The following is a 13,185-nucleotide window of genomic DNA, read 5'->3' as shown; positions in this document are numbered from 1 at the left end:
CTCCCGTGGCGCCGTCCGGTGAGGCGCCCGGTCAGAACGCGAAGACCGCGTTGCCGTTCAGGGTCGCCGCCATGGTGCAGGAGTTGGAGAACGTGTGGTCCCAGGCGACCCGGCGGCCCTCCCACACGCCGACCGCGGACACGGTGACGGGGGCGTAGTGCATCGGGCACGCCCGGTCCGGGTTCGGCGCGGACAGCAGTCGGTCGAACGAGCCGCCGGTGGACTTCAGGGCCGCGCACGCGGCCTCGGGGTCGGGGTGCGTCCCCTGGGCGCCGGGCGCGCAGCTGAGCGTGGTGGCGCGGACGACGGTGGCCGCGTCAGCGTCGTCCCCCTGGGCGACGCTGAAGACCATGGCCGAGGGGGCGTAGAGGCTGTCGGGCTGAGCCTGCGCGATGCCGGTCGCACCGGCCAGACAGAGGAGCGCGGCGGCGGAGACAGCGACTGAGCGACGGTGACGCACGGGAAGACTCACTTTCGATTCATTGGTTGAACGCGATATTCACTTTCGAAATCGCGTGCCGTTGCCTCGAATCTTGACTGAGCCCAAGGTGCATTGCACATCGGCGACCGATTTACGGACACGCCGTTCGGATATCGGTAGACGAATGGTCGTTCGAGCAGGTCAGACAGGGTGCGACCATTCCGTCACCCTGTGCGATCACCGCACGGTCCCGACGGTGACCTGCGACGTTGCGGGCACCGCACCGTTCCCGGGCGCCCCGGGTTCATCGGGCGGCTACCCAGCTTGTCCGGATGTGTGCGCTCCGGTCAGCTCCCGGGGGTCCACGCTTCGAGCAGCGCCTCGGTCGTGGTGACGGCCGCCACGAGCGCGAGCGAGTTGCGGATCACCTCGGCGGTGCAGGAGGCGGGTACTCCGGCGATGGCGTCGGCGGGGACCACGACCTGGTAGCCGAGGTTGACGGCGTCGAAGACGGTGTTCGGGATCGCGATGTTGGAGGAGACCCCGGTGACGACGAGGGTCCGGATCCCGAGGTTGCGCAGGAGGGCGTCGAGGCCGGTGCCGGCCATGGGCGAGAGCCCGTGCAGCCGGCGCACGACGAGGTCCCGGTCGGCCACGGTGATGGGCGCGGCCACCTCCACCGCGCGACTCCCGGTCAGCTGCCGCACAGGCAGTTTCCCGGCGGCCCGGAAGAGCCGCGCGTTGCTGTTGGCCCCGAGCCCGTCCGGCCGCCGCTCGGCGACCGCGTGCAGCACCTGGACGCCCGCCCCGCGCGCGGCCCCGACCAGCGCGGCCACCCGCCCCAGCATCCCGGAGTCCCGTGCCTCCTTGGCGAGTTCGGGCAGCGCGGACTCCTCGCCCACGACGCCGTTCTGGCACTCGACGGTGAGCAGCGCGGTGGTGGCGGGATCGAGATCCGGCATGACTCCCCCTGGCGTGGCGTCGGAAGAGCCCTCATGCTTCCTGACACACAGTCAGATGTGAAGGGGTGCGGGGCCGATGGACGGGACTCAGCGGCGGGGGCGCCGCATCATGATGAGCGGGGCGGAAGTGGATGCGTTCCTGCGGGAGCAGCGGACCTGCCGCGTGGCGACGGTCTCGCCGGACGGGCGCCCGCACGTGGGCGCCCTGTGGTTCGCGTGGGACGGCACCTCGCTGTGGCTGTACTCGATCACCCGCAGCCGCCGCTGGGCGGACCTGCGCAAGGACCCGCGGATCTCGGTCGTCGTGGACGCGGGCGAGTCGTACGACGAACTACGCGGCGTGGAACTGTCCGGCAGCGCGGTGTTCGTGGGAGAGGCCCCGCGTACGGGCGAACCGTGCCCCGAACTGGCGGAGCCCGAACGGATCTTCCCGGTCAAGAACTTCGGGATCGAGGAGATGCCGCACGACGGACGGCACGCCTGGATCCGCCTCACCCCGGACACGGTCGTCTCCTGGGACTTCCGCAAGATCTGACGGCGTAGGGGGTGTCCGGCGGATCAGGGTCGGGCGACCCGGACCCTGCCACGATCCGCCGGAGACCCCCTACGCGTGCTGGAGCTCGGCGGCCGTCGCCCGGAGGGCGTCGGCCGCGGCCCGGATGGAGGGCCGGCGGTCGGCGTCCGCCCGCCATACGGCGTACACGTGGCGGCGTACGGCGTCGCAGACGGGCAGCAGCCGCACTCCCGGCGGCACCGGCCCGCGCCCCAGTTTCGGCGCGACGCACACCCCGAGGCCGGCCTCCACGAAGGCGAGCTGGGTGTGGTGCTCCTCGGCGATGTGCGCGATACGCGGCTCGATGCCCGTGCCGCGCAGCGTGAAGACCAGCCACTCGTAACAGAACTGGCCCTCGTTCCAGGAGATCCACTCGTCGTCCGCGAACTCGGCGAGGGAGATCGTGGCGCGGTCCGCCAGCCGGTGCCCGGCCGGGACCGCGATGTCGACCGAGTCGTCCAGCAGGTGCGTGCGGGTGAGCTCCGCGGGCACCGGCATCCGCTTGTTGTGCCAGTCGATCGCGAGTGCCATGTCGAGGTCGCCGCGCACGACGGCCGCCATGCTCTCCTCGGGTTCCTGCTCGCGCACCCGGACCCGCAGTTCCGGGTGGCCGGTGCGCAGCGCGGACAGGGCCCGGGGCAGCAGCCCGCGCATGGCGGTCGGGAAGGCGCCGATGCGCAGCTCGCCGACGGCGCACCCGCGCTGCGCCTCGACATCGGCCTGGGCCTGCTCCACCTGGGAGATGATCCGGGCCGCGTGGTCGGCGAGCAGCCGTCCGGCGTCGGTGAGGCGGACCCCGCGGCCGTTCCTGGCCAGCAGCGGCTGGCCGACCTCGCGCTCCAGCTTGGCCATCTGCTGCGACACGGCGGAGGTGGTGACGTGGAGTCCGTCGGCCGCACCACTGACCGAGCCGTGGCGGGCGAGGGCGTCGAGGGTGCGCAGGCGCTCCAGGTTCAACATGTAAGCAATGCTACGCCGTCATCCCGAGAAACTCTCGCTTGTCCTACGAAGTTGATACGAGCACAGTAAGGGGCATGAGCGCACCCGCAGCCCCTCGGCCGACCCTCCCGACCCCCTCCACGGCGCCCGCCACCGCCACCGCCACCGCGACCGCGACGGCGCCGACCACGGCCACCCGTCGGAGCGGCCTCCTCGACTGGCGCGTGCGGTTCGCGATCCTCTCGGTGATCTGGGGCTTCAGCTTTCTGCTGATCAAGGTGGGCACCGAGGCGTTCGCGCCCTTCCAGGTGGCCCTGGGCCGGGTCCTGTTCGGCGCCCTCGCGCTCCTCGCCGTACTCCTGCTCCGCCGTGAGCCGCTCCCCCGGGGCCTGCGCACCTGGGGCCACCTCACCGTGGCCGCGCTCCTGCTCAACACCGCGCCGTTCTCCCTCTTCGCGTACGCGGAGCTGAGCATTCCGTCCAGCCTGGCCGGCATCTGCAACGCCACGTCCCCCCTGTGGGGCATGGCGCTGTCGCTGGTGGCCCTCTCCGAGGACCGGCCGACGCGCCGCCGCTTCGCCGGCCTGGGACTCGGCTTCCTCGGCGTGCTGACCGTGCTCGGCGCCTGGAACGGCTTCTCCGGCGTCGACGCCAAGGGCACCGCCTTCGCCCTGCTGGCCTCGCTCTGCTACCCCGTCGGCTGGATCTACGTCCGCCGTACGCTGGCCGGCACCCCCGGCTCCCCGGTGGCCCTGACCGGCGGCCAGCTCATGGTCTCCACCCTCCAGCTCGCGCTGGTCAGCGCCGTGTTCACCTCGACACCGGCCTCGTTCCCGCTCTGGCCGACCCTGTCGGTGGTCGCGCTGGGCGCCCTCGGCACCGGCATGGCCCTGCAGATGCAGTACGGCCTGGTGACGGAGGTCGGCCCGACCACGGCCCAGATGGTCACCTACTTCATCCCCGTCATCGCCACCACGGCGGGCGTGCTCGTCCTCGGCGAGCAGCTGCACTGGAACACCCCGGTCGGCGCCGCGATCGTCCTCGTGGGCGCCGCGCTCACCCAGACCCGACCCGCCGCCCGCAAGCCGGCCTGACGGCGCCCCGGGGGGGCCGGGCGCACCCGGCTCCTCAGGGCGCGCCCTGAGGAGCGCCGATGAACGGCCCCGCGGTCAGTCGCCGCGTCCGCCGGCCACGCCCGGCCGGACCGCCGCGGCCACGGCGTCGGCCAGCACCGGCACGTCCGCGACGTCCAGCTGGGACACCGTCAGCCGCACCCCCGGCCCCGTCTCGACCCGGAAAACGGCCCCGGCGGCCACCCCCCACCCCGCGGCGAGCAGCCTCGTGACCACCACCGTCTCGTCGGCCACCGGCACCCACACGTTCAGCCCGCTCCGCCCGTGCGCCCGCACCCCCCGCTCCCGCAGGGCCTCCACCAGCGCGTCACGCCGCTGTGCGTAGGCCCGGGCGACCGCGACCCGGTCCACGGCGTGCGAGGTCCACAGCTCCGCCACCGTGTGCTGGAGCAGCCGGCTCACCCACCCCGGGCCCAGCCGCTGGCGTCCCCGCACCCGGTCCAGGGTCACCTCGTCGCCCGTCAGCACGGCGAGCCGCAGGTCGGGCCCGTAGGCCTTGGCCGTGGACCGGATCAGGACCCAGTGCCGGCTCACCCCGCCCAGCGGGTGCAGCGGCAGGTCGACGATCCCGTTCCCGTGGTCGTCCTCGATCAGCAGCACGCCGGGGTGCAGCGCGAGCAGTTCGCGCAGCTCGCCCGCCCGCTCGGCGCCCACCGCGGCGCCGGTCGGGTTCTGCGCCCGGGAGGTGACCATCAGCGCCCGCGCCCCTGCCGTAAGGGCCCGGGCCACCGCGTCGGGCCGGGGCCCGTCGTCGTCCACCGCCACCGGCACCATCCGCAGCCCGAGGGCGGGGACCAGGTCGAGTGCGCCGCCCCAGCCCGGGTCCTCGACCGCCACCGCGTCCCCGGGCCTCAGGTGGGCGACCAGAACCCGTTCGATCGCGTCCAGCGCACCCGATGTCACCGCGACCGGACCGGGCGGCACGCCGTCGGCGTCGAAGCCGGCGCGGGCGATCCGCGCCAGGTCGGGCGCGACCGGGTCCGCCCCGTAGAGGGTGGGCGCCTGCCCGTAGCGGCGGGCGGCGGCCGCCAGCGCCCCGTCGAGCGAGGGGAGCAGCGACACGTCCGGATTGCCCTGCGCGATGTCCCGTACGCCCGCCGGCACCGCCGTCCGCAGCGCCTCCCGCGGGGTGCTCGACGGGCGGGAGCGCACCCGGCTCCCGCGCCGCCCGTCCGTTGCGATGACACCGCGCTCCCGCAGTGTCCTGTAGGCGGCCGCCACGGTGTTGGGGTTGACGCCCAGCACACCGGCCAGCTCCCGCATCGGCGGCAGCAGCGATCCGGGGGGCAGCGCCCCCGATGCCACGCCCGATTCGATGCTGGCCGCGATTTCGGATGTGCGGCGCCCTGTGATCCGATACTCTCCTAGCACAAACAACATTATGCACTAGTGCAATGGAGTCCGCACTATGACCGCCACGCCTGCCACGGAGACCACGGAGAGCACCGGGACGACCGGTGCGTACGAGCCCACCGACCGCACGGTGCCCTCCCGCTCCCGCGACCGGGCGCGCTACGACCGCGACACGGTGCACTCGATACTCGACGAGGCCTACATCTGCCATCTCGGCTTCGTCCGCGACGGCGCGCCGGTGGTCCTGCCGACGCTGTTCGCCCGGGTCGGGGAATCGCTCTACATGCACGGTTCCACCGGATCCCGTCCGCTGCTCGCGGCCGGCCGCACCGACCCGGGCCTGCCCGTCTGCGTCACTGTCACCCACGTCGACGGCCTGGTGCTGGCCCGCTCGGCCTTCCATCACTCGCTCAACTACCGCTCGGTGGTCGTGCACGGCACCGCCCGCCAGGTGACCGACGAGGACGAGTGCCGGACGGCGCTGGACGCCATGATCGAAGCCGTCGCCCCGGGCCGCTCCGGCGACGTACGGCCGGCCAGCGCCAAGGAGCTCGCCGCCACCGCGGTGATCCGGGTGGACCTGGACGAGGTGTCCGCGAAGCTCCGTACGGGACCGTCGAACGACGACGCCGAGGACCTGGGCCTGCCGTACTGGGCGGGCGTGGTCCCGGTCAGCAGGGTGTACGGGACCCCCGTGCCGGCCGCGGACCTGGACCCCGGCATCGCCGTCCCGGACTACCTCACCGCGCTCTGAGGAGCCGACCGCCCGGCGGCGGCTCCGGCGGGCTCGTCCGGCCCTGCGGCCCGGCCCGCCGGTCGGCGGGACTCCGCCACGATCAGCGCACCGACCGACGCCAGCAGCAGTACGGTGCCCAGCACCACGGCGCCGGTCAGCCGCTCCCCGAGCACGAGGACGGCGATCGCCGCCGCGCTCACCGGCTCGATCAGCATGATCACCGACACGGTCGCGGCACGCACCGCCGCGGCGCCGGTGAAGTAGAGCGCGTACGCCAGCGCCGTCGGCACGGTGGCGACGTACAGCAGCAGCCAGAGCACCCGCCCCGGTTCGGCGGTGTGCGCCAGCAGCCCCTCCGCGGCGGCGAGCGGCAGCAGGCACACCGCGCCCACCGCGACCGACCAGGCGGTGGTCACCAGCGGGTCCCCGCCCGCGCCGAGCCGCCCGAGCCGGCGGGCGCGCAGGGTCATCGCCGCGTACCCGACCGCCGACAGCAGCGCCCAGCCGACGCCGCGCGGGCGCACCTCGGCGCCGCCGCTGCCCAGGACCAGGACGGCGAGGCCCGCGAGCGCACCCGCGACGGCGACCGCACCGCCGCGGCCGAGGCGTTCGCCCATCCAGGAGCGCGCTCCGAGCGCGATGAGCACGGGCCCGGCGCCGAGGGTGACCACGGTGCCCACGGCCAGCCCGGTCTCGCGCACGGCGGCGAAGTAGGCGGCCTGGAAGACGGTGAAGAGCAGCCCGGTCACGATGAGGGAGCCCGCGGACGGCGAGACCGCAAAAGCCCGCCCCCTCCCCCGCCCGGGACGGCTGCGCCGTAGGGCGAGCACACCGAGCAGCACCACGAGCCCGCCCGCGCACCGCCAGAACGACAGGGCGAGCGGGCCGAGGTCACTGGCCAGGAAGAGAAGGGAAGCGGCCGCCCCGGCGGTGCCCCAGGCGGCTCCGGCGATGACGAGGTACAGCAGACTGCGCCCTGCGGCGGGCGAATGGTTCGACACGTGTGTTCTCCGTGCGTGCGTGAAGGATGAGTGGATCCGGTCATCGCTTCGCGGGCAGCACCGACCCGCCCGGGGACTCCCCGGGCCTGGCCGTCATCGTGGGGGCGCCGCCCGCTAGGACGCGGGAGGCGGAAGCACGGTCGAATGCATGCCGGTCACCCTAGGCCCTCGTGGGTTCGCGGTCCACCGGGACCGGTTCTGCCGCGGGCCGCGGGGCCGGCCGGGAGGACTGCGCGATGAACGCACCGCCCAGGACCAGGGCACCGCCGGCGATCTGCCAGGTCGAGAGGTGCTCGCCGAGCAGGATCCAGGCCAGCACGGTGGCCACGACGGCCTCCAGGAAGGCCACCACGCCCGCGACCTGGGGCGAGAGCCTGCGCACCGAGACCACGCCCGTCACGTACGCGAAGACGGTCGCGACGAGCACGACCCAGCCGAGCAGCACCGGCGCGGCCACCATGGTGCCGCCCACGGAGGCCTCTCCGGCCAGCACCTGCCAGTCGATCTCCCACGGCCGGGCGATCACCGTCATCACCAGGGCGCCGATGAGCATCCCGTAGGCGATCACCCCGAGCGGGTCGGGGGCGTCCTCGCCGTCGGCGCCCTGGTCGGCGAAGACGAAGTAGAAGGCCTGGCAGCAGGCCGCGGCGAGGCCGAAGAGCACACCGAGCAGGTCCAGGCTCAGCCCGGCCCAGATCTCGACCACGCAGGCCAGTCCGACGACGGCCACGGCCGCGCCCGCGGCGGCCCCCCGCGTCACGGGCTTGCGCTGCACGAAGCGGATGTATCCGAGCAGCAGCGCCGGGCCCAGGTACTCCAGCAGCAGGGCCACTCCGACCGGGATCCGGGACAGGGAGGCGAAGTAGAAGGCCTGCACGCCGGCGACGGCGACCAGGCCGAAGCCGGCGAGCAGCGCGGGCCTGCGCAGGAGGAGGCCACGGTGGCGCCAGGCCAGCGGGGACAGCACGAGCGCCGCGCCGGCCACCCTGAGCCAGACCATGTGGAGGGGGTCCAGACCCGCCTCGATCAGCGGCTTCGCAGCCACTCCGGAACCACCGAACGCGAACGCCGAGACGAGGGCGAGGCCCAGTCCGGCGTTTTTCCCTGACGCTTGCATCCGGACATCATGACAGGGCGGGTCAGGAGCGTCACTGCGGTGACACCTGTTGAGACACACCTGAGATCACGTCCCGCAGACCAGGTCCCGAACCGCCGGATCTGACAGGTCGTCAGTATTGAGTGTTTCGGTCGCCGGGGCTACCTTCCGCGCACGGATCCGACGAGAAGGGGTGGTCGCATGGCTGAAGTCACCGCGGAATCACGCATCGAGGCGCCCGCCGCGAAGCTCTGGTCCCAGCTGACGGACTGGGACGCGTACGGGCAGTGGAGCATGACCCACACGAACTTCCCGCAGGGCGGCCCCCAGACCCTGGCCGTCGGATCGACCTTCGCCGAGAACATGAAGATGATGGGCTTCCCGGCCGAGGTCGTCTGGACCGTCTCCGAGCTGGAGGACGAACGCCTCTTCGCCATCACCGGCAAGGGGCCGATGGGCGTCGCCGTCCTGACCCGCTACACGCTGACGCCGGACGGCGGGGCCACCACCGTCCGCATCGACGGCGAGTTCACCGGGGCGGCCGTCTCCCTGATGGCGGGCAAGCTGAAGGACTCGGCCACCGCCGCGCTGAACGAGTCGCTGCGCAAGCTCGCCGGCCTGGTCGCCTGACGCCGCCCGGGGGCCTGCCGCACCTCGTGCATCGCCTCAAGGTCGAAGCCCCGCCCGGCGTCGGCCCAGGGGGCGTCCGGTCCGGCCTCCGCCTCGAACAAGGCCAGTCACCCCGGATTGGCCTTTGTCGATGATCAAGGAACGGTCCTACCGTCGGTCCATGCGCATCCGAATCGTCGACGCCTTCACCGACCGCCCCTTCCACGGCAACCCCGCCGGAGTCCTGCTCTTGGAGGGCGGATTCCCCCCGGACGCCTGGCTCCAGCAGGTGGCGTCCGAGGTGAACCTCTCCGAGACCGCCTTCGCCCACCCCCTGCCGCCCGGCGGGGACGCCGACTGGGCGCTGCGCTGGTTCACCCCGGCCGCCGAGGTCGACATGTGCGGCCACGCCACGCTCGCGACGGCACACGTGCTGGCCGCCGCCGGCCTCGCCGAGGGATTGATCCGCTTCTCCGCACGCTGCGGCGTCCTCACGGCCGAGACCACCGCGGACGGCACGATCACGATGGACTTCCCGACGTCCTCGCTGACCCCGGTCGCGGCGCCGCCCGCCGTGGGCCACGCGCTCGGCGGAGCGCCGATCCTCTCCGTCCACGACACCGCCGCGCACATCGGCGACCTCGTCGTCGAACTCGCCGACGAGAAGACCGTCCGCGAGCTGGAGCCCGACCACGGCGCCCTGCGTGCCTTCGCCAGGCGCGGAGTGATCGTCACGGCCGCGGCCGAGGACCCCTCCCGCGGGTACGACTTCGTCTCCCGGGGCTTCTTCCCCGCCTTCGGGATCGACGAGGACCCGGTCACCGGCAGCGCCCACACCGCGCTCGCCCCGTTCTGGGCGCAGCGCCTGGGCCGCACCGAACTGACCGGCCTCCAGGGCGGCGCCCGGCAGGGGCTGGTACGGGTGACCCTGGCCGGCGACCGCACCCTGCTGACCGGTCACGCCGTCACCGTCGTCGACGGGGAGCTCCTCACCGCGCCCTGAAGCGGCGCGACGGAACGGATGCGAGCCCTACGACCCGGGGCGCGGGCGCCGGACGCGGGGCAGGGGCGGGCGCGGGTCAGCCCCTGCGGCCGCCCTGCCCCCGGCGGGCCTTCTTCGACCGCGCCCTGGCGGCCGCTCTCGCCTCCGCCGCGCCGCGTCGCTTCCGCTCGTTCTCCCTCCAGGCGTCCGAGTCGATGCGCTTGTGGTAGATCTGCTCCGGCTCGGCCGCGCCCAGGTGGACCGTCCACAGCCACAGGACGGCCGAGATCACGAAGAAGGTGACCGCCAGCCCCAGGTAGGAGCCGATCTCCTCGGACTCCGAGACGCCCTCGTCGTGCATGAAGCCCGGTACCCCGGAGACGAGGGCGTTCACCGACCACGCGAGCGCCCCGTTGAACAGGACCAGGGCGATCCAGTACGCGACCCGCATGCTCCTCGCCGGGCCGGTCAGCTCGCCGAGCAGCAGCAGACGCCGCAACGAGACGGGCCCCGTCCGGTGCCGGCCGCCCGTGTCCGCCCGGGCACGGCGCACCGACGCGTAGAGGTCGTCCAGCCAGCGTCCCGGGTCCGGGTCGGGGGCCGGGCCGTCGGTCGGGGCCAGCTCCTTGGCCTGGATCCAGCCGGTGATGAACTGGATCTCCAGCTGGGCCTTCTCCAGTCGCCTGCGGTAGTGGTGGTCGGCGCTGCGCGCCTCGCGGTGGTCCCGGATGAGGAGGCTGGCCCCGCCCACCAGGCCGCTGACCACGGGCACGAAGAACGGGGCGAACTGCACCAGGGAGTCCATGACGGCCACAGCGCGTGCCTCCTCACCCGCCCAGCGTCGCACCGTCACGGCGGTCGGCCCCGTCCTGCGGGGCCGATCGGGTGCGCCGCCGCGTCACGGCGTGGGCAGCCAGCCCACCTTGCCCGCGAGGAGGGCGTACCCGCCGAAGGCCACGATGTCGAGCAGCGCGTGCGCGGCGACGAGGGGCCCGACCCGTCCCCAACGGCGGTAGGCCAGCACGAAGACGACGCCCATCACCACGTTGCCGATGAAGCCGCCGACGCCCTGGTAGAGGTGGTAGGAGCCGCGCAGCAACGAGCTGGCGGCCAGCGCCGCCATCGGCGACCAGCCCAGCTGGCCGAGCCGGCGCAGCAGGTAGGCCAGCACGATGACCTCTTCCACGACCGCGTTCTGGATCGCGGAGAGAATCAGCACGGGGAACTTCCACCACACGTCGGGCAGGGCCTCCGGCACCACCGTGAGGTTGAAGCCGGCGGCTCGGGCCCCCAGGTAGAAGGCCAGGCCCGCGCTCCCGATGCCCGCCGCGACGAGGGCGCCGCGGCCCAGGTCCCACAGCGGCCGGGTCCGGTCGAAGCCCAGCACCCGCAGCCCGGGGGCACCCTCGCGTGTCAGCAGGTGCGCCACCAGCAGTACGGGGACCAGCGCGCTCGCGATGCCGAACAGCTGCCAGGCCAGGTCCAGCCAGGGCCGGCCGGGGGCGTAGGAGCCGTTGAGGGTGGCGGCCTGGTCCTTCAGACCGCCGGGCTTGGTCAGCGAACCGATGAAGCTGATCAGGGCCGAGACCCCGCTCGCGCCCAGCGACAGGGCCAGGACGAGCAGGGTCTCGGTGCGCAGGAGGTCCCGCCGCCCGCCCTCGCCCAGCTCCACGAACACCGGCTCCGGCTCAGCCCGCACGCCCGACTCCCGTCCTGCCATCCCGTTGCGACCACCCCATACTGCCTCCTCGGCCGGGCGGGTGGTTCACCGAAGGGGGGTCGCGGGGCACGGGGTAGGCAGGCGGGGGGGGCGCGGGGCACGGGGTCACAGGCGGGCGCGGGGCGCGGCGCCTCAGCGCACGACGGGCACCGCCGCACTCACCTCCTCCGTCAGCCCCACGGGCCAGGTGTGCACCGGGTCGCCCTTGTGCATGAGCTCGCTGTAGCGCCGGGTGGTCGCGGCCAGGGCTTCGTCCCGCTCCAGCCCCGCCCCCAGCGCCCGGTGGTAGGTGTCCACCTGCCACGTCGCGCCGTTCACGCGCCGCCGACAGCGCTCCTCGATGATGCCGAGGTAGTGGTCACGGTCGGCGGGCTCGATGCCCCAGGCGTCCAGACCCGCCGCCGCCATCGGAAGCAGCTCGTCCAGGACCAGCCGTACCGCCGGCACGCTGACCAGGCCGCCGGCCCGGCCTCGGCGCGGCCACCGCAACCGCGCGTCGATCCCGTACCGGCAGGCCGCGTCGAAGTTGGCCTCCGCCTCGGCGAAGGGCAGCCGGGTCCACACCGGGCGCGGCTCGTCCGCGAGGGTGCGTACGAGTCCGTAGTAGAAGGCGGCGTTCGCGACGACGTCGGTGACCGTCGGCCCGGCCGGCAGCACCCGGTTCTCCACGCGCAGGTGCGGCACCCCGTCCGCCACCCCGTACACGGGGCGGTTCCAGCGGTAGACGGTGCCGTTGTGCAGGACCAGCTCCTGGAGGCTCGGCACTCCGCCGCCGGCCAGCACCCGCAGGGGCTCCTCCTCGTCGCATATCGGCAGCAGGGAGGGGAAGTAGCGGACGTTCTCGGCGAAGAGCTCGTACGCCGAGTCCACCCACCGCTCCCCGAACCAGGTGCGCGGCCGCACCCCCTGAGCCTGCAGCTCCGGCGGCCGGGTGTCGGTGGCCTGCGTGAACAGCGGCGGCCGCGACTCCCGCCACAGCTCGCGCCCGAACAGGAAGGGCGAGTTGGCGCCGACGGCTATCTGCGCCGCGGTCACGGCCTGCGCCGCGTTCCACACGGCCGCGAACCGGGCGGGCGTCACCTGGAGGTGCAGCTGTACGGAGGTGCAGGCGGCCTCGGGCACGATCGACCCGGAGGTCCAGATCAGCCGCTCGACGCCGTCGATGTCGAGCGTGAAGTCCTCCCCGCGCATCATCAGGATCTGTTCGTTCAGCAGGGAGTAGCGGTCCACCGCCGAGAGGTTGCCGGGGACCAGGTCCGCGCGGGAGAGCGTCGGCAGGATCCCGATCATCACCACTCCGGCGTCGATCCCGGCGGCCTGCCGGTGGGCGTAGCCGAGGCCCGCGCCGAGTTCTTCGGCGAGCTGGTCGAATACCCGGCCGCCGAGCCGGTGCGGCAGAACGTTCACCTCCAGATTGAACATTCCCAGCTCGGTCTGGAAATCGGGGCTGGCAATCCGCTCCAGCACCTGGGCATTCACCATGCGCGGCATCCCGTCGGTTCCCGCGAGATTCAACTCGATCTCCAGCCCCATCATGTTCTTCGGGCGATCGAACCTCTTCTCCGCCAGAAGTCGCTCCAGTCCCTCCAGACACTCGTGGAGTTTCCTTCGATACCGCTGCCGATCGGACAGGTCGAATCCGCCCGCCACGACCTTCTCCCCCATCGAAGCGTCCCTCCT

At 73.2% G+C, this 13,185-nt stretch carries 14 protein-coding genes; 5 read left to right on the top strand and 9 right to left on the bottom strand.

Going from position 1 to position 13,185, the window contains the following annotated elements; translation table 11 throughout:
* Window positions 1-31 precede the first annotated feature (31 nt).
* Together ACFWFZ_RS22735 and ACFWFZ_RS22730 are read right to left on the bottom strand one after the other, a co-directional pair.
* A complete protein-coding gene (locus tag ACFWFZ_RS22735; RefSeq protein ID WP_387124621.1) occupies window positions 32-460 on the bottom strand; it encodes a subtilase-type protease inhibitor in 429 nt (142 codons plus the stop codon).
* Window positions 461-768: 308 nt separating this feature from the next.
* Window positions 769-1,383 (bottom strand): cysteine hydrolase, encoded by a 615-nt coding sequence (locus ACFWFZ_RS22730; protein ID WP_387124620.1) that lies wholly within the window; start codon window positions 1,381-1,383, stop codon window positions 769-771.
* Window positions 1,384-1,459: 76 nt separating this feature from the next.
* On the opposite strand from ACFWFZ_RS22730, the gene ACFWFZ_RS22725 reads away from it, so the two are divergent.
* Window positions 1,460-1,918, top strand: a complete 459-nt coding sequence (locus tag ACFWFZ_RS22725; RefSeq protein WP_387124619.1) for a pyridoxamine 5'-phosphate oxidase family protein — start codon at window positions 1,460-1,462, stop codon at window positions 1,916-1,918.
* A 69-nt stretch (window positions 1,919-1,987) separates the two neighbouring features.
* Here ACFWFZ_RS22725 and ACFWFZ_RS22720 read toward each other — a convergent pair whose 3' ends face one another.
* Entirely contained in the window at window positions 1,988-2,896 is a 909-nt protein-coding gene (locus tag ACFWFZ_RS22720) for a LysR substrate-binding domain-containing protein (RefSeq protein ID WP_387124618.1), read from the bottom strand.
* A gap of 74 nt (window positions 2,897-2,970) precedes the next feature.
* Between ACFWFZ_RS22720 and ACFWFZ_RS22715 the strand changes: the two genes are divergently transcribed.
* Window positions 2,971-3,969, top strand: a complete 999-nt coding sequence (locus ACFWFZ_RS22715; protein ID WP_387124617.1) for a DMT family transporter — start codon at window positions 2,971-2,973, stop codon at window positions 3,967-3,969.
* A gap of 75 nt (window positions 3,970-4,044) precedes the next feature.
* On the opposite strand, the gene ACFWFZ_RS22710 is transcribed toward ACFWFZ_RS22715, so the two are convergent.
* Entirely contained in the window at window positions 4,045-5,379 is a 1,335-nt protein-coding gene (locus ACFWFZ_RS22710; RefSeq protein ID WP_387124616.1) for an aminotransferase class I/II-fold pyridoxal phosphate-dependent enzyme, read from the bottom strand.
* Between the two features lie 37 nt (window positions 5,380-5,416).
* Between ACFWFZ_RS22710 and ACFWFZ_RS22705 the strand changes: the two genes are divergently transcribed.
* Window positions 5,417-6,115 carry a pyridoxamine 5'-phosphate oxidase family protein gene (locus ACFWFZ_RS22705; RefSeq protein WP_387124615.1) on the top strand — a complete coding sequence of 233 codons (699 nt, stop codon included), beginning with the start codon at window positions 5,417-5,419 and terminating at the stop codon, window positions 6,113-6,115.
* Here ACFWFZ_RS22705 and ACFWFZ_RS22700 read toward each other — a convergent pair.
* The gene (locus ACFWFZ_RS22700; RefSeq protein ID WP_387124614.1) at window positions 6,097-7,098 is read right to left on the bottom strand and encodes a DMT family transporter; all 1,002 of its coding nucleotides are present in this window, start codon (window positions 7,096-7,098) and stop codon (window positions 6,097-6,099) included. The genes ACFWFZ_RS22705 and ACFWFZ_RS22700 overlap by 19 nt on opposite strands.
* 160 nt (window positions 7,099-7,258) lie before the next feature.
* Window positions 7,259-8,215, bottom strand: a complete 957-nt coding sequence (locus ACFWFZ_RS22695; protein WP_387124613.1) for a DMT family transporter — start codon at window positions 8,213-8,215, stop codon at window positions 7,259-7,261.
* 180 nt (window positions 8,216-8,395) lie between these two features.
* On the opposite strand from ACFWFZ_RS22695, the gene ACFWFZ_RS22690 reads away from it, so the two are divergent.
* Both ACFWFZ_RS22690 and ACFWFZ_RS22685 read left to right on the top strand, forming a co-directional pair.
* Window positions 8,396-8,824, top strand: a complete 429-nt coding sequence (locus ACFWFZ_RS22690; protein ID WP_326476769.1) for an SRPBCC family protein — start codon at window positions 8,396-8,398, stop codon at window positions 8,822-8,824.
* A 160-nt stretch (window positions 8,825-8,984) separates the two neighbouring features.
* Complete coding sequence (locus ACFWFZ_RS22685) at window positions 8,985-9,806, top strand: PhzF family phenazine biosynthesis protein (protein WP_387124612.1); 822 nt, start codon at window positions 8,985-8,987, stop codon at window positions 9,804-9,806.
* A gap of 76 nt (window positions 9,807-9,882) precedes the next feature.
* Here ACFWFZ_RS22685 and ACFWFZ_RS22680 read toward each other — a convergent pair whose 3' ends face one another.
* The 3 genes from ACFWFZ_RS22680 to ACFWFZ_RS22670 form a co-directional block, all read right to left on the bottom strand.
* Window positions 9,883-10,599 (bottom strand): hypothetical protein, encoded by a 717-nt coding sequence (locus ACFWFZ_RS22680; protein WP_387124611.1) that lies wholly within the window; start codon window positions 10,597-10,599, stop codon window positions 9,883-9,885.
* Between the two features lie 84 nt (window positions 10,600-10,683).
* Window positions 10,684-11,505 carry a CPBP family intramembrane glutamic endopeptidase gene (locus ACFWFZ_RS22675; protein ID WP_387124610.1) on the bottom strand — a complete coding sequence of 274 codons (822 nt, stop codon included), beginning with the start codon at window positions 11,503-11,505 and terminating at the stop codon, window positions 10,684-10,686.
* A 132-nt stretch (window positions 11,506-11,637) separates the two neighbouring features.
* Entirely contained in the window at window positions 11,638-13,170 is a 1,533-nt protein-coding gene (locus ACFWFZ_RS22670) for a glutamate-cysteine ligase family protein (protein WP_387124609.1), read from the bottom strand.
* Window positions 13,171-13,185 lie beyond the last annotated feature (15 nt).

It is taken from the genome of Streptomyces sp. NPDC060232, assembly GCF_042726555.1.
GTDB lineage: Bacteria > Actinomycetota > Actinomycetes > Streptomycetales > Streptomycetaceae > Streptomyces.
The sequence above is the reverse complement of the archived record's forward strand: the minus strand, read 5'-3'. Positions and strand labels throughout refer to the sequence as shown.